The sequence below is a fragment of the Streptomyces sp. NPDC045967 genome (genome assembly GCF_056430495.1).
The window spans coordinates 95,003-113,841 of record NZ_JBWKLE010000002.1; the positions used below are offsets into that span (position 1 = coordinate 95,003).

An 18,839-nucleotide genomic window follows, 5' to 3' on the forward strand; every position below is an offset into this window, starting at 1 on the left:
TGCGCAGGGTGCCTCCCTGCCGTGTCCCGCCCGACGGCTCAGTCGAGGTAGTCGCGCAGCACCTGCGAGCGCGACGGGTGGCGCAGCTTCGACATGGTCTTGGACTCGATCTGGCGAATGCGCTCACGGGTCACCCCGTACACCCGCCCGATCTCGTCCAGGGTCTTGGGCTGGCCGTCGTTGAGGCCGTAGCGCATGGAGACCACGCCCGCCTCGCGCTCGGAGAGCGTGCCCAGGATCGACTGGAGCTGCTCCTGCAGGAAGGTGAAGGAGACCGCGTCCGCGGGCACGACCGCCTCGGAGTCCTCGATGAGGTCGCCGAACTCGCTGTCGCCCTCCTCACCCAGCGGGGTGTGCAGGGAGATCGGCTCCCGGCCGTACTTCTGGACCTCGATGACCTTCTCGGGGGTCATGTCGAGTTCCTTGCCCAGCTCCTCCGGGGTGGGCTCGCGGCCCAGGTCCTGGAGCATCTGGCGCTGCACGCGGGCGAGCTTGTTGATGATCTCGACCATGTGCACGGGGATGCGGATGGTGCGCGACTGGTCGGCCATGGCGCGCGTGATCGCCTGGCGGATCCACCAGGTCGCGTACGTGGAGAACTTGAAGCCCTTGGTGTAGTCGAACTTCTCCACGGCGCGGATCAGGCCGACGTTGCCCTCCTGGATCAGGTCCAGGAAGAGCATGCCGCGGCCGGTGTAGCGCTTGGCGAGGGAGACCACCAGGCGGAGGTTGGCCTCCAGCAGGTGGTTCTTGGCCCGTCGGCCGTCCTCGACGAGGATCTCCAGCTCGCGCTTGAACGCGGGCTTGTGGTCCTCCTCCTCTTCGAGCTTGTACTCGGAGAACAGGCCCGCCTCGATGCGCTTGGCGAGCTCCACCTCCTGCTCGGCGTTGAGGAGCGGCACCTTGCCGATGAGCTTGAGGTAGTCCTTGACGGGGTCGGCGGTGGCGCCGGCCACCATGACCGTCTGCGCCGGGGCGTCGTCCTCGTCGTCGTCGGACAGGACGAACCCCTGGGTGCCCCCGGCCTTCGGGGTCTCCTCCTCGGCCTCGTCGGCGAGGTCCTCGGCCGCCCAGTCCTCGCCCTCCACCGCGGGGGTCTCGCCCTCGTCGGCGTCCTTGGCGCCGGCCTTCTTCGCCGCCGCGGTCTTCTTCGTGGCGGTCTTCTTCGCGGCGGTCGCGGTCTTCTTGACCGCCCGCTTCTTCGGCTCGGCGGCGGCCTCGGCCGTCGCCTCGTCCTCGGTGGCGGGGGCCGACGGAGCGGATATCGCCGCGGCGGCGGCCGGGGGCGCGGCGGCCGAGGTCTTGCGCGCGCCGATGGGGCGGGGCGCCGCGGTCGCCTTCTTGGCCGCGGTGCGGGCCGGGGCGGCGGCTGCCTTGCGGGGCTTCTTGGCAGCGGCCTTCGTGGCGGGAGCGGCGCTGACGTGGAGGGCGACACCCTCCTCGTCCAGGACCTGGTTCAGGCTGCGCAGGACCCGCTTCCACTGGTCCACCGGGATGCGGCCGGCCTCGAAGGCCTGGCGCACATCGTCACCGTTGATGTGACCCTGCTCGCGGCCGCGCTCGACGAGCGCGACGAGGGCCTCCGATTCGGCGATCTCCGGAGGGAACGTACGGGACGGGCTGAGCGACACAAGGAGCCTCTCGTTGCGAGCAGATAAAGGGCGGGCGGGACATCATCGCGCGAATTGGGGAAACAGCCCCGAGGGGGGTCCGTATTCCGGCGGCCGCGCGAGGACACCTGTCGGTTCATCGCATGCCCGAGTCGATTCGTTACGCGCTGAATTGAGTGACCTGCGCCACGCTGTGGCCGTGCAACCTTTCGGGAGCGGATCCGTCCGCCCCCGATCGTCAGCCCGTTTTGCGGGCTTCGATCAGAAGCGGGCGGTGTGCGCGACGAACGGGCCCTCGCGCTCGATCCGTTCGTGCAGCGCGCGCAACCGGTCCCGGTACCGCCCGACCGTGAAGCCAGGCACCATCCAGATCACCTTACGGAGAAAGTAGATCACGGCTCCGATGTCGTGGAACTCCGTGCGCAGCCGTTCCGGGCGCAGGCCGACGACGTCCAGGCCCGCCCGTGCGGTCTCCGCCGCCGCGTCGTCGGGGTGCCGGAGGCGGCGGACCGCCTCGGGCTGCGGGCCGAGGAAGTACTCGACCAGCTCGAAGACGCTCGCCGGACCGACCTGCTGGGACAGGGAGGTGCCGCCGGGCCGCAGGACCCGTGCGATCTCGTCCCACCACACCGTCACCCGCACCTCACCGCCGCCGGTCTGGATGTCCAGCTCGGAGCGGACGTGGCCCAGTCGCTCCGCGAGCAGCCGCTGGTAGCCCCAGGACGGACGCTGCTCGGTGGCCCGGCCGTCGAGCCACGAGAAGTCCCAGCCGTCCACGCAGACCGATTCGGCCTCGGCGACGAGGTGGTCGAAAGTACGCGTCCTTCCCGGATCGTCCCAGCTCGGGAGCGGGCCGACCACCGGATTGCCCGGCGGTCGACTACAGTGGTCGGCGGGCCGTGACTGGCGTTCGGGTGGATCACCACCGGGGAGCGGCCCGCGTACGTTCCGTACGCAGACTGCCGCGCGCCTGGGCGAACCGCGATCCGCAGCGACGTTCAGGAGACCCCGTGACGACTGCCCAGACTGCCCGTGAGTCCGCCGCCGGGACGCCCGCGGCCCGGCTGATGGACGGCACCGCCCTCGCCCGCCGCATCGCGGAGCGGACCGCCGGCCACGCGGCGAAGATCACCGAACGCACCGGCACCGCGCCCTGCCTGGCGACCGTCCTGGTCGGCGAGGACCCCGCCTCCGTCACCTACGTGCGCATGAAGCAGAACCGCTGCGCCAAGGCCGGGATCACCTCGCGCCACGTGGAGCTGCCGGCGTCCACCACCACCGAGGAGCTCGTCGCCGCGCTCACCGCGCTCTCCGAGGACCCGGAGATCAGCGGCATCCTGCTCCAGCACCCCGTCCCGCACCACATCGACGAGCGCGCCGCCTTCGAGGCCATCGCGCCGGGCAAGGACGTCGACGGGGTCACCATGCACTCCTTCGCGGCCATGGGCTTCGGGCTGCCCGGCTTCGTGTCCTGCACCCCCGGCGGCATCATGCGCCTGCTCGCCGAGTACGACGTGGACCTCACCGGCAAGCACGCCGTGGTCGTCGGCCGCAGCGCGATCCTCGGCAAGCCGGCCGGCATGCTGCTGCTCGAGCAGAACGCCACCGTCACCTACTGCCACTCCCGCACCCAGGACCTCCCCTCGATCGTGCGCCAGGCCGACGTGCTGGTCGCCGCCGTGGGCAAGGCCGAGTTCATCCGCGGCGAGGACATCAAGCCGGGCGCCGTGGTCCTGGACGCCGGCTACAACGAGGGCAACGTCGGCGACGTGCACTTCGAGTCCGCCGCCGCCCGCGCCTCGCTGATCACACCGGTGCCGGGCGGGGTCGGCCCCATGACCATCGCCGTGCTCCTCGAGCAGACCGTCCGGGCCGCCGCCGCGCAGGCCGGCTTGGCCCTCACCGACCTCTGACCGCGCCGTACCCCCTTCCGCACGGCGAACGCCCCGGGCCCCGCGGCCCGGGGCGCGAGCACCTCGCGGATCAGGAAGACGGAGATCCGCTCACCGGGCCTGTCCGACGGGGTCGACCGGACCGACCGGACCGACCGGGTCCACCGGGCCCGCCGGGCCGGGTGTCCCGGGGACCGGGCCGAGCCCGGCGACGGCCCGTTCGGCGGCGGTCAGCGGCGGCGCCTTGAGCGCACCCCGCTGCGACGCGCGCAGGACGTGCCAGACCACCGACGGGTGCAGCCAGTGCCCGGGCCCGCTGCTCATGGTCAGCACCCGCAGGAGCGCGGCGGTGAGCGCCTCGTGGGTGGTCGCCCCCGTCATCAGCCGGTTGACGTAGGCGTTGAGCAGGCCGGTCCCCGCCCGCGGCTTCATCCCCGTCGCCCCCGGATACAGGATGTCCTGCGAGGTGGCGAGCTCCCAGGCGGTGCTGACCAACGGGGCGATCGCACGCTGCGCCTCGCGCCCGAAGCCGGGGTGGCCGAGCCCCTTCTGCCGCAGCAGGGCGCGCACGGCCAGCAGCCCCTGGGCGGCGACCGTCATGCCCTGTCCGTAGAGGGGGTTGAAGGTGGCGACGGAGTCGCCGACGGCGAAGAACCCGTCGGGCAGTTCGGCCTTCTCGAAATGGATCCGGCGGTTGGCGGTGCCCTGGGTGACGGCGACGTCCGTCAACGGCTTCCTGCCTTCGAGGAGCTCGCCGACGACAGGGTCGCGGACGCCCTTGGCGAAGGGGATGAACCGGTCCGGGTCGCCGGTCGGCTGGCCGCCGCGGGTCCCGGAGAGCGTGGCCTGCCACCGCCCGTTCTCGATGGGCACGATGGTGGCCGTCTGCCCGGGGACGGGCACCCGGGGGTCCGACTGCACGTTGACGATGGGGAAGCCCATCGCGTGGGCCCCCTCCGGCGCTTCGAAGATCCTCGTCGCGTAGACGAGTCCGGAGTCGACCTCGGCCTGCCGTATTCCGGTGACGCCGAGGGCCTGGAGCCAGGTCCGGGCGCGGGAGCCCCGTCCGCTCGCGTCGACCACCAGGTCGGCGGAGAGCAGCAGGCCCCGCTCTTCGGGGGTGTCGACCCGGACACCGGTGACCCGGGCCGCCGTGCCCTCCAGCGCCCGGACCCGGGTCCGCTGGAGGGTGGCGACCCCCTTCAGGCCGCTCACGCGGGCGCGGACCACCGCGTCGAGGAGGTCGCGGCTGCAGGAGATGTTGAACTGCTTCTCCCCGCAGCGCGGGATCCAGCCCTGAGCGGTCTTGGAGACGAGGTCGGTGGGCAGGCTGCGGCGCAGGGCGCCGGCGGCCGTCCAGTCGTCGGTGATGCCCGGCAGGATGTCCTCGATGGCGCGGGCGCCGCCGGACCACAGGAGGTGGGTGTGCCGGGCCTGCGGGAGTCCGCGCCGCGGCGCCGGGCCCTCGGGCAGCGGGTCCGCGTCCACGACGGTGACCGTCGCGTGGTCGGCGAGGACGGCGGCCGCGAGCAGGCCGGCCAGGCTGCCGCCGATCACGACGGCGTGGCGGGGCGGGGAAGACGGGGTCATCGTGTCGTGCTCTCTGTCGGGGCCGTGCTGCGGGCATCGGCGCGAGGGGTGCGGGCTGGGTGCGGGCCGGTCACCGTCGTGACACGGGGCTTCCCCCGCCGAGCGAGGTCTTGATGCGCTCGATCGCCTCGGGGAACCGCTCTTCCCGGGGCGCCGGCAGGCAGGGCCTGATGCGTGTGCCGAGGTGCCGGCCGAAGGTCTCGGCGCGCATCCGCGCCGGATCCCCGTGGCCGGCGCGGGCGGCCGCCCGCCGGATCACCTCGGTCGGTGCGGCGCCGCAGGGCACTGCGGCGCCGCAGTGCAGTCCCGGGAGGTCACCGCGGCGGCCCGCCGGGCGCGCGGCCACCGCCGTGCCCGGCCCGTGGCTCCCGCAGATGCCCTGGTCGACCGGCCCCGCGATGAGCTCGACGGCGCCGCACGGCGGCGACAGCCGGAGGTTTGCCGGCGGATTCCCGGCGGGGTCGCGCCGTCCACGCGTGGTCCTCATCGCGTTCCCCCCTCCGCGGCCGGGCCCTCACCGGCCGCCGGACGGCCGAGCTGACCCTCCCGGGCGAGCAGGTCGTCCAGGTGGTCGGCGAGGGACTTCCAGCCCCGGGGGGAGAGCCGGCCGGCCCGGGTGACGATGCTCCGTACGTCGTGCGCGCGCAGCACGGCCAGCATCGGGTTCTCCCGCTGCCGCTGCGCGTACTCCAGTTCCCGCGCGAGGGAGCCGAGTGCGGTGCCGAGCGCCTCGGCGTCGTCGGCCAGCAGGAAGCCGGCCTCCACGCCGAAGAACCGCTGGATCCCGGCGGCCGCGGCGAGGTTCGGCAGGCCCTCGCCCTGGGCGAGGCGGGTCAGCGACTGGCCCGACGCGTCGAAGGACTGGGCGATGGCCGCCAGCGAGTGGGGCTGCCCGTCCTCCCGGAGCCTGGTCCGGCGCAGGTGGGCGAACCGCTCGCGCACCTGCGCCTTTAACGGGGGGCGGGGAGGTCTGCCGTCGAGGGTCAGCCGGATGGCCTGCGGGGTGAGGCCGGTGAGGTGCGAGAGGTGCTCCGGATCGCCCTCGCCCTCAGGGGTGAGGGCCAGGGCCCGCTCCACCGCGCTCTTGCCGTCGGCCAGCAGGAAGCCGGCGTACACCCCGAAGAACCGCTGCACACCGGCCGCGTGACCGAGCCGGGGCAGGCCCGTGCCCGAGTTGAGCGGGCCGAGCGAGGCCCCGGGAGCGCCGAAGTCCCCGGCGATGGCGGCGAGCGGCCACTCCCGGCCGTGCTTGTCACGGCGGGTGGCGCGCAGCCGCAGGAAGCGCAGGTGGACCCGCTGCTCCAGCGGGAGCTCGGCGGCCCGGCCCGCGACGACGGCCGCGATCCGGTCCGGTTCGACCCCGGAGAGGTGGCTCAGCCGCGGGAGGGCCAGGACGTGGGCCGGGTCCTGCTCGCCGCGCTCCGACAGTTCCTCCACGCGCCGCCAGAGCGCGGTCAGATCAGGTCGGGCGGCGGCTCGCACCGGCTGCTTCTCCGTAAGTCGACAAGACGTTCGAGGTGGCGGGGCTGCGTGAAGCCTAGCCGTCCACCTGACGCCGAACCAGCGGTAACACAACATTCCCTGCCCTACGGCTCAAAAGAGGTTGGTACGGCTGTGGAGTTGCGGTCGGGGCGAAAGGCGCCGGTTGGGCCGAGGTGCGCCCGACGCACTCGGAGCCACTGGTCGGCAGGTCCTTCGCGGGCTTCCCGAACCGCCCGGGACCGTGCCTTACCTCCCGGGTAATCGACCCCGCCGGGGCCGCGCACTCGGCTCCGGGGCCCGTGTCCCCATCTTCGGACGCGACGTCGACGGAGGCGGATTCCCCATGTCCGCAACCCTGATCGGCAGCATCGCCCGCACCGCCGAGCCGCGGACGGCCCTGCGCCGCTTCCTCGCCCTCGACTCCCTGGTCACCACTGGCAACGGGCTGGCGTACGCCGCCTTCTCGGCGCCGCTGGGCCGACTGCTCGGGGTCGGGCAGGGATTGCTGCTGGGGCTCGGGATCCTGCTCGTCGCGTACGGCGCCGGCGTCGGCCTCCTGGCCTCGCGCAGGCGGCCGCCCGCGCTGCCGGTCAAGCTCGTCGTCGAGACCAACTACGCATGGGCGGCCCTGAGTCTGCTCTCGCTCGCGCTCTGGCTCGCCCCGACCACCGCGGGCGCCGTGTGGATCCCGGCGCAGGGGCTCGTCGTCGCCGGCTTCGCGCTGCTCCAGCAGCTCGCCCTGCGCTCAGCCGTCGAGTGAGCGCAGGTACTTCGCCGTCGCCGGGTCGGCCGGGAGCAGGGTTTCGATGGCCAGTTCGGCCACGGTCACGTCCATGGGGGTGTTGAAGGTCGCGATCGAGGACACGAAGGACAGCACGTGGCCGTCGTGTTCGAGGACCAGCGGGAGCGCGATGTGCGCGACGGGCCCGTCCGGTACACCGCCGCCGCCCGGGCGGTCGGCGACCGGGTAGCCGGAGACCTCCTCGTACAGGGCGCGCAGCGGCTCGGACCGGGCCAGGGCGATCTGCCGCTCCATCTGCTCCAGCAGGTGCCCGCGCCACGCCCGGAGGTTGCGGATCCGGGGAGCCAGGCCCTCGGGGTGCAGGGTGAGCCGCATGGCGTTCATCGGCGGGGTCAGCAGGTGCTCCGGCAGCCCGTCCATCAGCATCGCGACACCCCGGTTGGCGGCGACCACGTGGTAGGTGGCGTCGACGACCAGCGCCGGGTAGGGCTCGTAGCCCGTCAGCAGCCGCTCGATGCCCTCGCGCAGCGGCTCCATGGAGGGGTCGTCCAGGGCGGTCTGGGCGAAGCGCGGGGCGTAGCCGGCGGCCAGCAGCAGGGCGTTGCGCTCCCGCACCGGCACCTCCAGGCGGTCCGCGAGCCGCAGCACCATCTCCTCGCTCGGCCGGGACCGTCCGGTCTCGATGAAGCTGATGTGCCGGGACGAGGAGTCGGCGCGGCCCGCCAGTTCCAGCTGGCTGATGCCGCGCCGCTCCCGCCACGTACGGAGCAGGGCGCCGATCGCGGGCGAGGAGGTGGTCATGCCCCGACGGTAGCCGAGCGCCCCGGCCGCGCCCGGATCAGCCCAGGTCGAAGGCGTTGGGCAGACCGAGGCGGTAGCGCCACAGGTCGTGCCGTTTGGCGGACTCGATTTCAGGGGCCCGGTACAGCGGCCGGACCGTGCACCGGGCCGCCGGTGAACCGTCGCGGTCGAGGAGGGAGTTGACGGCGGCCCGGGCGGAGGCGTTCGCCCCCTCCATCGTCGCCAGGTCGATGTCGACCGCCACGTAGTCCCCGCTGAGGAAGAAGTTCGGGATGCGGGTGTGCGCGCTCGGCCGGTTGTGGAAGGTGCCGGTGGGGTGGATCAGCAGCTCGTCCTCGTTGGTGGGGTGCGGGGTGCCGAGCCCGTCCACGCCCGGATCCAGGAACCACGAGTGCAGCGCCGCGTCGCTCAGCGCCGTCCGCCCGGTGTCGTTGAGGGACGCCTTCAGCTGGGCCCACACCTCGCGCGCCACCTCCTCGCGGGTGCACTGCTTGGCCGTCTTCCCGTACAGGATCCCGGGCTTGTCCCACTCCGATATGTCCACCGACAGGCAGTCGACCGCGCCGCCGTCGCCGTAGTCGGCGGGGAAGTCCCGGGCGGGCCAGTGCTCGGCCTGCTGGATCGCCGTCAACGACCACGGCGAGTCGATGCAGTTGAGGTGGCCGTGCACCAGCGGGGCCCGCTCGGCGAGATAGAACTGGATGCCGGTCATCCAGTCGGTCCGAAGCCGGTCGCAGCGCCCCAGCATCGGATCGGCGGCCCGCAGCCCGGCGCTCCAGGTATGCCGGGCGTGCTCGACGGGCAGGGCCGAGACGTAGTGGTCGGCGGTGGCGGTCTGCCGCGCGCCGGCCGGGTCCAGGACGTCGACCCCGCTCACCCGGCCGCTGCCGTACCGCACCTCCCGCACGGTCCAGCCGATCCGGAACTCCACCCCGAGGGTGCGCAGGTGCGCCTCCCACGGGTCGATCCACGCCTCGTTGGTGGGCAGGTTGAGGATCCGGTCCGGCGGGCCGTCGGCGCCCCGGCCCAGCAGGTTGAAGACGAAGGCCTCGCCGAGGGTGCCGACGGTGCGGGTGGAGGCCTCCTCCGCCTTGGTCGCCACGATGTTGCGGGTGACGCCGACGGCGAGGATCCGCTGGTACTCGCTCGACATCCGCGCCGCGCGAACGAATTCCCACCAGGGCGTGTGCTCCCAGACCGCGTCGCGCCGCTCGTCGCAGCTGGTGAGGAAGACCAGCGCGCGGTTGACGAAGTACGCCGTCTCGTGGGGCGGCAGCCGGACCAGTGACTGCAGGATGCCGGTGAGGGCGCGCCGGAACTCTTCGGGGGTCAGCTCGGCGGGTGCGTGCTCCGGCCAGGGGATGGGCGCGCGCAGGTCCTCGCGGCCGCCCGCCCGGGCGAACATCATCTCGCGCGGGGCGACGAGGTTGTCCCACACCCCGTTCGCGTTGCCGGGGAACGGGATGCGCCGCATCGTGTCGGGCAGGTTGTGGTAGATGCCGGGGATGAAGCGGAAGCCGTGCTCCGCGGGCAGCGGCCGGCGGCCGCCGCGGGCGCTGCCGGGCACGTCCATGCTGCGCGCCTTGCCGCCGAGCGCGCGGCGTTCGTACACGGTCACGGCGTAGCCCCGCTCGGCCAGTTCGTGCGCCGCGGTCAGCCCGGCCACCCCGCCGCCGAGTACGGCCACGCGCCGGCCGTCCGGTGCGGCCGCCGAACCCGCCCCGGCCTCGATGCCCGCCCCCGGCACGGCCGCGGCCGGTGCGGCGGCCAGGCCCGCCGCCAGGGCGCCCCCGGCCGTGGCGGCCGCGGTCCCCGCGATGAACGTACGTCTGGAACTTCCTGTGGCCACCATGGCGGTGCCGCCCCTTCGCCCTTGTTACCGCTGGTAACGATCGCGTCCGGCGCAGGAGCATAGGGGCGCGCGGCGGGGTGGGGAAGGCACGGGGGGAACCCGGGTGCACTATGGCGCGAAAGGGTTGCCCGGGCGCGCGCGGTGGGAATCCTGACTCCACGTCACGCAGAAGAGGAGCCGGTGGATGCCGAGTGAACCGCTGTCGCAGAAGGAGATCGAGGACCGGTTGCGGGAACTGCCCGGATGGGCCTTCGAGGACGACCGGATCATCCGCACCTACCGGCTGGGCACCCACGTCGCGGCGAGCGCCCTGGTCGTCCACATCGCCTCCGTCCAGGAGGAGCTGAACCACCACTCCGACCTGACGCTCGGCTACGACACCGTACGGCTGTCGGTGCACAGCCACGACGCGGGCGGCGCGGTGACGGCGAGGGACTTCGCCCTCGCCGAGCGCGTCGAGTCCCTCGCCCCGGCGCACGGGGCACGCTGAGGCCGAGCTGAGGCGCGCCGGGCGGACCCCTGGCGCGCCGGGGCCCGTCCCACGGCGGCGCCAGGGGCCCGTCGCACGGGCACGGGCCCGACGCACGGGGCACAGGGCCGACGCACGGGGCGCGGGCCACGCATGGCGTGCCGGGTCCGGGCCTACGGCGCGCCGGGGCCCGAAGCGGGCTCCACCTCCTCCAGGCGCCACCACTGCCCCGGGGAGTCGGTGTCCTCCCCCTGGCGGGCGCGGCCCTGGCCGTCGGTCTCCAGGGGGAGCCCGCTGATGCACGCGATCAGGGAGACCACCCCCGGATCGTCGAGGTGCTCCTCCACGATCCACTCCTGCGCGCCGAAGGCGTTGGGCCGCCACACCTGCACGCGGGCGCCGCTCTCCGTGGAGGCGTTCGCGACGTCGAGGCGGCGCCCGTTGTCCTCGCTCACGACGTGGACGATCCCGCCGCCGCTGTGCACCGGCGAGATTCGCCACCGGCGGGCGGTCTCCGGCGCGGGCGGCCCGTCCGGGCCCACCCGCACCCGGGAGGCGCCCTCCAGCTGGAGCACGAGGCCGCTGCCCGCGTTGCGGATCCGGTAGGGCCCGGCGGCCGAATTCACCGCAGCCCCGCTCAGGCGTCGAAGACGGCCGGGTCGGGACCGATCCGCCGGGCCGCGGCGCCCGCGCCCAGGGCGTCCAGCGCGGCGACGTCGGAGGCGTCCAGCTCGAAGCCGAAGACGTCGAGGTTCTCCCGGATCCGGGCCGGGGTCACCGACTTCGGGATCGCGACGTTGCCGTGACCCAGGTGCCAGCGCAGCACCACCTGCGCGGCGCTGCGGCCGTGCTTGGCGGCGATCGCGGTGACCTCGGGGAGCGTCAGCAGCTCCTTGCCCTGGCCCAGCGGGGACCAGGCCTCGGTGGTGATCCCCCGCTCGGCGTGCAGCGCGCGCAGCTCGGCCTGCGGGAACAGCGGGTGCAGCTCGATCTGGTTCACCGCCGGAACCAGCTCGCTCACGGCGGCCAGCCGGTCCAGGTCCGCCGGGCGGAAGTTCGACACGCCGACCGCCCGGGCCCGGCCGTCGGCCGCGATCTCCTCGAAGGTGCGCCAGATGGCCGGGAAGTCGTCGCGCATCGGGCGCGGCCAGTGGATCAGGTACAGGTCGACGTGGTCGAGGCCCAGCTTGCCGAGCGAATCGTCGAAGGCGCGCAGTACGGCGTCCCGGTCCCACGTCCGCCGCGGCCCGTTCCACAGCTTGGTGGTGACGAACAGCTCCTCGCGCGGCACCCCGGAGGCGGCCAGGCCCCTGCCGGTGCCCGCCTCGTTGCCGTAGACGGCCGCCGTGTCGATGCTGCGGTACCCCGCCTCCAGGGCGGTGGCGACGGCCCGCTCCGCCTCGGCGTCCGGCACCTGCCAGACGCCGAAGCCGAGCTGGGGCATGAGCGTGCCGTTGTTGAGCTTGACGGTGGGGGCCTGGTTCACGTCTGGTCGTTCCCTCGGTCGGTGGCGGTTGGGTGCGAGGGGCGACAACCGGCCCCTCCTGCGACGTATTCCCGCCATGTCCGCCGGCTCACGCGGTTCCGAGGTAGGCCGCCCGTACCAGCGGGTCCTGCCGCACCGCCTCCGGCGCGCCCTCCGCCAGCACCGCCCCGAGGTCCAGTACGACCACCCGTTCGCACACCTCCATCACGAAGGCCACGTTGTGCTCCACCAGCAGTACCGCGCAGCCGTCCTCCCGGGCGAGGCGCCGCACGACGGCCGCCAGCCGCCCGCGCTCGGGCGCCGACATCCCCGACGCCGGTTCGTCCAGCAGCAGCACCCGCGGCGGATCGGCCACCGCCCGGGCCAGTTCGACCATCCGGGCCTGCCCCACCGGCAGCCCGGCGGCGTACGAAGCCCCCAGCGCGCCGATCCCGCAGTCGGCCAGCACCCGCCCGCACCGCTCCCGGCGCGCCCGCTCCCGGGAGCGCCGGGCCGGGAGGCCGGCCAGATCGGCCGCGAGTCCGCCCCCGCCGCCCCGCCACTCCTGCGCGACGAGCAGGTTCTCGGCCACGCTGAGCTGGCCGAAGAGCTGCTGGCGCTGGAAGGTCCGGCGCACCCCGTGCCGGGCCCGCCAGACGGGGGAGCGGCGGCTGATGTCCGCCCCGTCCAGCAGCACCCGTCCCCGGTCGGGGCGCCGGATCCCGGACAGGACGTCGAACAGAGTGGTCTTACCGGCGCCGTTCGGCCCGATCAGCCCGCACACCTCGCCCGCACGGACGCCGAGGTCCACCCCGGTCAGGGCCCTGACCCCGCCGAAGCGGACCCCGACCCCCCGCGCCTCCAGCACGTAGCCGCTCATGTCGCCATCCCCAGGTATGCCTCGGTGAGCCGGTCCTGCTCCACCGCGCCGCGCGGACCGCACCAGGAGACCCGGCCCTGGGAGAGGTAGGCCACGGTGTCGGCGATCCCGAGGACCTCCGCCGCCTTCTCCTCCACCAGGAGCAGCGCGGTCCCGGCGTCGCGGAGCTCGGTGAGCAGCGCGTACACCTCCTCCACCACGCGCGGGGCGAGCCCGAGCGAGGGCTCGTCGGCGATCAGCACCCCGGGCGGGCGCTGCAGCAGCGGCGCCAGGGCCAGCATCTGCTGCTCCCCTCCGGACAGGGACCCGGCCGGCACCCGGCGGCGTTCGCCGAGCCGCGGGAAGCGGTCGTAGACGGCGGAGCGGGCGGCGGGGTCGCGCAGGTACAGGGCCAGGTTCTCCTCGATGGTGAGCGCGGGGAAGATCCCCCGGCCCTCGGGGGCGAGCACCACCCCGGACCGGGCCCGGCGCACGGGGCCCCCGCGGGTCGCGTCGTGGCCGCTCACGAACACCGCTCCGCCGGTGGGGCGCAGGGCGCCGGCGGCGACGCGGCAGGCGGTGCTCTTGCCGGCGCCGTTGGGACCGAGCACGGCGAGGATCTCCCCTTCCCGCACGGCCAGATCGACCCCGTGCAGCACGAGCCCCCCGTCGTATCCGGCCGTGATGCCGCGCAGCTCGAGCGCGGGCCCACCGGGGCCCGGCCCCGCACCGCGCGCCTCCATCGCCGGCGAGGCCGGACGGTGCCGCCCGGCGGGCCGGCCTGCGCGGAGCGCAAGGTCGGCCCCGCCGGCGTCCGAGCCGCTGCGGGGATCCCGAGCGGTAGCCGGGGGAGTGGCCGGGGGCGAAGCCCCGGCCCGCCGCTTCGCCCAGCGCATCGGCACGGCCGCGCAGTACCCGTCCGGATCGTTGGCCAAAGCCAATCCCGCGAGGCCGAACAGGATCACCGGCAGATGGGCCGACGCCGTCACGTAGTCCGCCAGCAGCCGCGGCGCCACGGCGAACACCAGCCCCGCGACCACCGCGTACTGCGGCCGCCGGACACCCGCCGCCACCACGACCGCCAGCCACACCAGCCCGGTCATCGCCGTGAAGTCCGTGGCCGTGATCCGCGTGCTGAACGACGCGTACAGCACACCACCGAACCCGGCCAGCCCCGCCGACAGGCAGAACAGCAGCAGCTTCGTCCGCACGACGGACACCCCCGAGGCCATGGCGGCCGCGGGCGCCGACCGTACGGCCAGCATCGCCCGCCCCGACGGCGAGCCGCGCAGCGCCGTCAGCCCGGCGGCCACCACCCCGGCCAGGACCACCAGGGCCACCCCCAGCGCCCGGTCGTCGGACAGGTCCACCGGCCCGAAGACCGGCCGCGGAACGGGCCATCCGGAGTCCCCGTTGCGCAGCCACCGCAGCTGGAACAGCACCTGGTCGGCGAGGAACGCCAGGGCCAGCGTGGCCAGGGCCAGCGACCGCCCGCCCAGCCGCAGCGCGGGCAGGGCGACCAGCGCCCCCAGCACGGCGGCCGCGCACGTCCCGACGGCCAGCGCCGCCACGAACGGCCAGCCCCGGCTCATCAGCAGCCCGGCCACCAGCGCGGCCCCCGTCACGAAGGTGCCCTGGGCCAGCGAGACCATCGCACCCAGACCGGTCACCACCGTGAAGGACATGAACACCAGCCCGATGGCCAGCCCCTGCGCCAGCAGGCCGCTCCAGAAGGGCGAGGTAACGGTGTAGAAGGCGACGCACAGCGCCACCGCGCCCGCTGCCCACACGCCCCACCGCCGCGACCACGGAGCCCCGGCCAGATGGTCGACCGGCGGCACGTCCACGGCCGCGACCCCCGCCGTCCGGGCCCTGCGCGTCAGCACGAGCAGGCCCGCGAACAGGATCAGGAACGGCACCGCCGTGCGGAAGCCGGTGACGCCCTCGGCGAAGGAGGCGTAGCCGGCCACCAGGTTCTGCAGCACACCCAGCCCCAGCCCGCCCGCGAAGGCGAGCGGCACGGACGCGAACCGTCCGATCACCGCCGCCGTCGCCGAGACGAAGAGGAACAGGGTGAAGTCGTGCGCGGACAGCCCCAGCAGCGGAGTGGCGAGCACGCCCGCGAGCCCGGCCAGCACCGAGGCGATCATCCAGGCCACCGAGGAGAGCCGGTCGGCGCTGATCCCGCGCAGTTCGGTCAGCGACCGGTCGTCCACGGCCGCCCGCAGCAGCAGCCCGAGCCGGGTGTGCCGCATCAGCACCCACAGGGCCACCGCGGCCACCGCCGTCACCACCCAGGTGATCAGCTGGTCGGAGTCGACGCCGACGCCCTGCGCGAGCTGCCAGGAGGTGGCCGGGCTCGGCCCGACCCCCGGCAGCCCGAACTGGTTCTCGGCGGGTTTCACGGGCGCGCCCGCGTCCGCCAGCAGCTCCACCGCCCACAGCCCGGCCGCGGGCAGCGCCACCAGCAGTCCGATGGTCGCCACGATCTGCGCCGTCTCGCCGACCCGCGCGAGGCGCCGGAACATCAGCCGGTCCAGCCCCCAGCCGAGGCCGGGGGCGAGGACGAACACCACCAGCAGGGCGGCGGGGACCGCGGGCCAGCCCAGACCCGCGTGCAGTTCGTAGAAGGTGAGCGCGCACAGGTAGGCGGTGGCCCCGTGCGCGAAGTTGAACAGTCCGGACGCCGAGTACGACAGCACCAGCCCCGTGGCGAGCAGTGCGTACAGGGCGCCGGAGACCAGACCGCTCAGGACGAAGACGAGCAGATCCGCCATGGCCGGCCCTACGTGAAGGGGATGGGCTCGTGGCACTCGAACGGCACGGAGACCTCGTACGCACCGTCCTTGAGCTGGACGAGCGCCCCGCAGCCGAAGCTGTCCTTCTGCCCCTCGGGCTCCGCCCGGTCGCCGACGAGCGTGCCGGTGTCGGAGAAGCCCTGGGCGGCGGACTGGAAGGACTCGACGGTGAGGTCCTTGCCGGCCTTGTGCGCGATGGCCAGGAACAGGTCGGCTGACATGTAGCCGGTGAGCATGTGCATGCTGAGGGGTACCTCCTGCCCGCCCGCCGCCGCCTTGATGTCGGCCTTGAACCGCGCCATGTTCGGGCTGTCGGACTCGAAGGGCTCGAACTGCAGCAGGACGTGCACCCCGTCGAGCGCCTGCCGCGTGGCGTCCTTGGCGAGCAGACCGGGATCGTAGTCGGTGGGGTCGGAGAGCAGCCCTCGGTAGCCGCCGCGCTTGAGCGCGGTGAACAGGCCGATGTTGTGGGGCGTCTGCATGACGGAGACTACGGCGTCGGGCGCCTTGCCGCCGTTGCTCGCCAGGATCTCCTTCACGTAGGCCGACCAGTCGCTCGGCACGGCGGTGGCGGGCACGGACGCCTTGGCGTAGGAGACCGTGAACCCCGCGGCGGCGAAGCCCTGCCGGAAGGTGCGGATGCCGAAGGTGCCGGCGTCGCTGTCGTTGGCGATGAGGGCGACGGATCTGCCCCGTGCCCCGCCGAGCAGCCGGCCGATGCCCTCGGGCCAGGTCTGGTTGACGGTGCCGCCGGGGGTGGGGACCAGGCAGCCGTTGAAGCCGTAGATGTGCCGGGGGCCGCAGAACGCGGGCAGGGTCCCCCAGCCGAAGGTGGGCACCTTCTGCTGTTCCAGGAAGTCGGCGCCCGAGAAGGTGACCGAGCTCATGGGGGCGACGGCGAAGACCTGGTCCTGCTGGACCAGTTTGCGCGCCGCCGCCATGTTCTTCGCCGGGTCCTGGCCGTCGTCCTCGGCACCGAGGTAGTCGATCGTCCGGCCGTTGACGCCCCCCTCGGCGTTGGCCCTCATGTACCGGGCCCGGGCACCGAGATCGGTGTCCTTCTTGCTGTAGCCGCTCGCGCTCGTCATCGACACGATGCCGCCGACCTTGACCGACTGCGCGGTCACCCCGCGGCGGTTCCCGGGCGGGTCTCCGCGCCCTCCGGTGCCGGTGCCGTCTCCGTTCGTGGACGCCGCATTGCAGGCGGAGACGAGTGCGAGGGCCGCTGCCGCGGCGGCGAGCGTGCGGATCGGTCGCAGCATCAGGGGATCCCCTCCGGTCGGCGATCCCCGCAGTCTGGACATGACCTGACGCACCGTCAATACAGGTGGCAGGAGAAAGTTGACGGATCGTCAGGGCAGTCCACGCGGGTGGTCCGTGCCGCCGAGCGGCCTGCTCACGCCTGGTACAGGGCCGCGACCTCCTTCGCGTACGCGTTCTCGATCGCCCGGCGCTTGAGCTTCAGCGAGGGGGTCAGCAGCCCCCGCTCCTCGCTGAACTGCTCGGGCAGCACCCGGAAGGTGCGGATCGACTCCGCCTGCGAGACCAGGGTGTTGGCGGCCACCACCGCCCGCCGGACCTCCGCCGACAGGTCCGCGTCGTGCACCAGCTCCGCCGCCGGCCGCTGCGGCAGACCGCGCATCGACAGCCAGTGCGCGATCCCCTCCGGATCCAGGGTGATCAGGGCCGCTATGTACGGCCGGTCGTTGCCCACCAGTACGCACTGCGCCACCAGCGGATGCGACCGCACCCGCTCCTCCAGCGCGGCGGGCTGGACGCTCTTGCCGTTGGAGGTCACCAGGATCTCCTTCTTGCGGCCCGTGATGGTGAGGTAGCCGTCCGCGTCGAGCCGCCCCAGGTCCCCGGTCGCCAGCCAGCCGTCGCGCAGCACCTCCTCCGTCCCGCGGGGGTCGTTCAGGTAGCCGGAGAAGACGTGGCCGCCGCGCAGCCACACCTCCCCGTCCTGTGCGATGTGCACCGTGCCGCCCGGGATCGGAGGACCCACCGTGCCGTACTTGGTCGCCCCCGGCGGGTTCGCCGTGGCCGCCGCGCTCGATTCGGTCAGCCCGTACCCCTCGAAGATCGTGATCCCCGCACCGTCGAAGAACAGCCCGAGGCGGCGCGACATCGCCGACCCGCCCGACATGGCGTGGCGCACCCGGCCGCCCATCGCCGCCCGGACCTTGCCGTACACCAGCTTCTCGAACACCTGGTGCTCCATCCGCAGCCCCGCCGAAGGCCCCGGCCCGCTGCCGAACGCCTTCTGCTCGCGCGCCTCGGCGTACCGCACGGCCGTCTCCACCGCGCGGTCGAACGGGCCCGTGCGCCCCTCCGCCTCGGCCTTGCGGCGGGCCGCCGCGAAGACCTTCTCGAAGACGTACGGCACCCCCAGCACGAAGGTCGGACGGAACGCGGCGAGGTCCGGCAGCAGCTCGGCCGCCGCCAGCACCGGCTGGTGCCCGAGCTTGACCCCCGCCCGGATGGCGGCCACCTCCACCATCCGCCCGAAGACGTGCGCCAGGGGCAGGAAGAGCAGGGTGGACGGCTGCTCGTCCGGACCGGCCCGGAAGACGGACTCCCAGCGGCTGACCATCGTGTCGGCCTCGAACATGAAGTTGGCGTGGGTGAGGACGCACCCCTTGGGCCGCCCGGTGGTCCCGGAGGTGTAGATGACGGTGGCGACCGCGTCCGGGGTCACCGCGCGCCGGTGGCGGTGTACGACGTCCTCGCTCACCCCGCGCCCGTCGGCGACGAGCGCGTCCACGGCCCCCGCGTCGAGCTGCCACAGCAGCCGCAGCCGGGGGAGCCCGTCGACGACCGAGCCCACCGTCATGGCCTGGTCCTCGTTCTCCACGACGCAGGCCGTGCACGCCGAATCGCCCAGGATCCACTGCACCTGCTCGGCGGAGGACGTCGGGTAGACGGGCACGGGCTGGGCGCCGATCGCCCACAGCGCGAAGTCGAAGAGGGTCCACTCGTACCGGGTGCGGGACATGACGGCGACCCGGTCCCCGAACCGCACCCCCTGGGACAGCAGCCCCTTGGCGAGGTCCAGCACCTCGGCGGCCAGCTCGCCGGAGGTCACGTCCCGCCAGACGCCAGCGGTCTTGCGGCCCAGGACCACCCGGCCCGGTTCCTCGTACGCGTGCCGGAAGACGGCGTCGGCCAGACCGCCGACGGGCGCGCCCGTGATGACGGGTGGGACGGTGATCTCGCGCATGGCCCCGCTCCTCTCCGTGCGGCGCGGCGACGCTACCCCACGCCGAACGGCAGTTGATC

The 18,839-nt window shown here is 73.8% G+C and carries 15 protein-coding genes, 1 pseudogene and 1 riboswitch; of the genes and pseudogenes, 3 read left to right on the forward strand and 13 right to left on the reverse strand.

The annotated features are described in order from the left end of the window. Positions 1–38 precede the first annotated feature (38 nt). Entirely contained in the window at positions 39–1,631 is a 1,593-nt protein-coding gene (locus tag AC07FY_RS04310; RefSeq protein WP_479000167.1) for an RNA polymerase sigma factor, read from the reverse strand. A 217-nt stretch (positions 1,632–1,848) separates the two neighbouring features. Further along, positions 1,849–2,471: pseudogene (locus AC07FY_RS04315) on the reverse strand (SAM-dependent methyltransferase). A gap of 28 nt (positions 2,472–2,499) precedes the next feature. Beyond that, a riboswitch (ZMP/ZTP riboswitch) is annotated at positions 2,500–2,593 on the forward strand. An 84-nt stretch (positions 2,594–2,677) separates the two neighbouring features. Between AC07FY_RS04315 and AC07FY_RS04320 the strand changes: the two are divergent. Beyond that, complete coding sequence (locus tag AC07FY_RS04320) at positions 2,678–3,523, forward strand: bifunctional 5,10-methylenetetrahydrofolate dehydrogenase/5,10-methenyltetrahydrofolate cyclohydrolase (RefSeq protein WP_479001534.1); 846 nt, start codon at positions 2,678–2,680, stop codon at positions 3,521–3,523. A gap of 90 nt (positions 3,524–3,613) precedes the next feature. Here AC07FY_RS04320 and AC07FY_RS04325 read toward each other — a convergent pair whose 3' ends face one another. The 3 genes from AC07FY_RS04325 to AC07FY_RS04335 form a co-directional block, all read right to left on the reverse strand. Continuing rightward, complete coding sequence (locus tag AC07FY_RS04325; RefSeq protein WP_479000170.1) at positions 3,614–5,092, reverse strand: NAD(P)/FAD-dependent oxidoreductase; 1,479 nt, start codon at positions 5,090–5,092, stop codon at positions 3,614–3,616. Positions 5,093–5,162: 70 nt separating this feature from the next. Continuing rightward, the gene (locus AC07FY_RS04330; protein WP_479000173.1) at positions 5,163–5,579 is read right to left on the reverse strand and encodes a hypothetical protein; all 417 of its coding nucleotides are present in this window, start codon (positions 5,577–5,579) and stop codon (positions 5,163–5,165) included. Continuing rightward, the gene (locus AC07FY_RS04335; RefSeq protein ID WP_479000176.1) at positions 5,576–6,574 is read right to left on the reverse strand and encodes a hypothetical protein; all 999 of its coding nucleotides are present in this window, start codon (positions 6,572–6,574) and stop codon (positions 5,576–5,578) included. The genes AC07FY_RS04330 and AC07FY_RS04335 overlap by 4 nt, the downstream gene beginning before the upstream one ends. 343 nt (positions 6,575–6,917) lie before the next feature. Between AC07FY_RS04335 and AC07FY_RS04340 the strand changes: the two genes are divergently transcribed. Beyond that, a complete protein-coding gene (locus AC07FY_RS04340; RefSeq protein WP_479000179.1) occupies positions 6,918–7,334 on the forward strand; it encodes a hypothetical protein in 417 nt (138 codons plus the stop codon). Here the strand turns inward: AC07FY_RS04340 and AC07FY_RS04345 are convergent. Both AC07FY_RS04345 and AC07FY_RS04350 read right to left on the reverse strand, forming a co-directional pair. Next, complete coding sequence (locus AC07FY_RS04345) at positions 7,320–8,117, reverse strand: helix-turn-helix domain-containing protein (protein WP_479000182.1); 798 nt, start codon at positions 8,115–8,117, stop codon at positions 7,320–7,322. The genes AC07FY_RS04340 and AC07FY_RS04345 overlap by 15 nt on opposite strands. Before the next feature lie 37 nt (positions 8,118–8,154). Next, positions 8,155–9,969, reverse strand: a complete 1,815-nt coding sequence (locus tag AC07FY_RS04350; protein WP_479000185.1) for a hydroxysqualene dehydroxylase — start codon at positions 9,967–9,969, stop codon at positions 8,155–8,157. Positions 9,970–10,153: 184 nt separating this feature from the next. On the opposite strand from AC07FY_RS04350, the gene AC07FY_RS04355 reads away from it, so the two are divergent. Beyond that, positions 10,154–10,459 (forward strand): 4a-hydroxytetrahydrobiopterin dehydratase, encoded by a 306-nt coding sequence (locus AC07FY_RS04355; protein ID WP_479000188.1) that lies wholly within the window; start codon positions 10,154–10,156, stop codon positions 10,457–10,459. 152 nt (positions 10,460–10,611) lie between these two features. Here the strand turns inward: AC07FY_RS04355 and AC07FY_RS04360 are convergent, their stop codons facing one another. The 6 genes from AC07FY_RS04360 to AC07FY_RS04385 form a co-directional block, all read right to left on the reverse strand. Further along, complete coding sequence (locus AC07FY_RS04360; RefSeq protein ID WP_479000190.1) at positions 10,612–11,064, reverse strand: RICIN domain-containing protein; 453 nt, start codon at positions 11,062–11,064, stop codon at positions 10,612–10,614. Positions 11,065–11,075: 11 nt separating this feature from the next. Next, positions 11,076–11,924, reverse strand: a complete 849-nt coding sequence (locus tag AC07FY_RS04365) for an aldo/keto reductase (protein ID WP_479000193.1) — start codon at positions 11,922–11,924, stop codon at positions 11,076–11,078. An 88-nt stretch (positions 11,925–12,012) separates the two neighbouring features. Beyond that, positions 12,013–12,783, reverse strand: a complete 771-nt coding sequence (locus AC07FY_RS04370) for an ABC transporter ATP-binding protein (RefSeq protein ID WP_479000196.1) — start codon at positions 12,781–12,783, stop codon at positions 12,013–12,015. After that, a complete protein-coding gene (locus tag AC07FY_RS04375; RefSeq protein ID WP_479000199.1) occupies positions 12,780–15,539 on the reverse strand; it encodes an ABC transporter permease subunit in 2,760 nt (919 codons plus the stop codon). The genes AC07FY_RS04370 and AC07FY_RS04375 overlap by 4 nt, the downstream gene beginning before the upstream one ends. A gap of 8 nt (positions 15,540–15,547) precedes the next feature. After that, the gene (locus tag AC07FY_RS04380) at positions 15,548–16,822 is read right to left on the reverse strand and encodes an ABC transporter substrate-binding protein (protein WP_479000202.1); all 1,275 of its coding nucleotides are present in this window, start codon (positions 16,820–16,822) and stop codon (positions 15,548–15,550) included. Between the two features lie 134 nt (positions 16,823–16,956). Next, complete coding sequence (locus AC07FY_RS04385; RefSeq protein WP_479000205.1) at positions 16,957–18,780, reverse strand: AMP-dependent synthetase/ligase; 1,824 nt, start codon at positions 18,778–18,780, stop codon at positions 16,957–16,959. Between the last annotated feature and the right edge of the window lie 59 nt (positions 18,781–18,839).

What these genes read in the sequence shown, in the direction of transcription:
- AC07FY_RS04320 (WP_479001534.1), top strand. Translation starts at nt 2,678, where the DNA reads ATGGACGGCACCGCCCTCGCCCGCCGCATCGCGGAGCGGACCGCCGGC.
- AC07FY_RS04325 (WP_479000170.1), bottom strand. Translation starts at nt 5,092, where the DNA reads ATGACCCCGTCTTCCCCGCCCCGCCACGCCGTCGTGATCGGCGGCAGC.
- AC07FY_RS04330 (WP_479000173.1), bottom strand. Translation starts at nt 5,579, where the DNA reads ATGAGGACCACGCGTGGACGGCGCGACCCCGCCGGGAATCCGCCGGCA.
- AC07FY_RS04340 (WP_479000179.1), top strand. Translation starts at nt 6,918, where the DNA reads ATGTCCGCAACCCTGATCGGCAGCATCGCCCGCACCGCCGAGCCGCGG.
- AC07FY_RS04345 (WP_479000182.1), bottom strand. Translation starts at nt 8,117, where the DNA reads ATGACCACCTCCTCGCCCGCGATCGGCGCCCTGCTCCGTACGTGGCGG.
- AC07FY_RS04350 (WP_479000185.1), bottom strand. Translation starts at nt 9,969, where the DNA reads ATGGTGGCCACAGGAAGTTCCAGACGTACGTTCATCGCGGGGACCGCG.
- AC07FY_RS04355 (WP_479000188.1), top strand. Translation starts at nt 10,154, where the DNA reads ATGCCGAGTGAACCGCTGTCGCAGAAGGAGATCGAGGACCGGTTGCGG.
- AC07FY_RS04370 (WP_479000196.1), bottom strand. Translation starts at nt 12,783, where the DNA reads ATGAGCGGCTACGTGCTGGAGGCGCGGGGGGTCGGGGTCCGCTTCGGC.
- AC07FY_RS04375 (WP_479000199.1), bottom strand. Translation starts at nt 15,539, where the DNA reads ATGGCGGATCTGCTCGTCTTCGTCCTGAGCGGTCTGGTCTCCGGCGCC.
- AC07FY_RS04380 (WP_479000202.1), bottom strand. Translation starts at nt 16,822, where the DNA reads ATGCTGCGACCGATCCGCACGCTCGCCGCCGCGGCAGCGGCCCTCGCA.
- AC07FY_RS04385 (WP_479000205.1), bottom strand. Translation starts at nt 18,780, where the DNA reads ATGCGCGAGATCACCGTCCCACCCGTCATCACGGGCGCGCCCGTCGGC.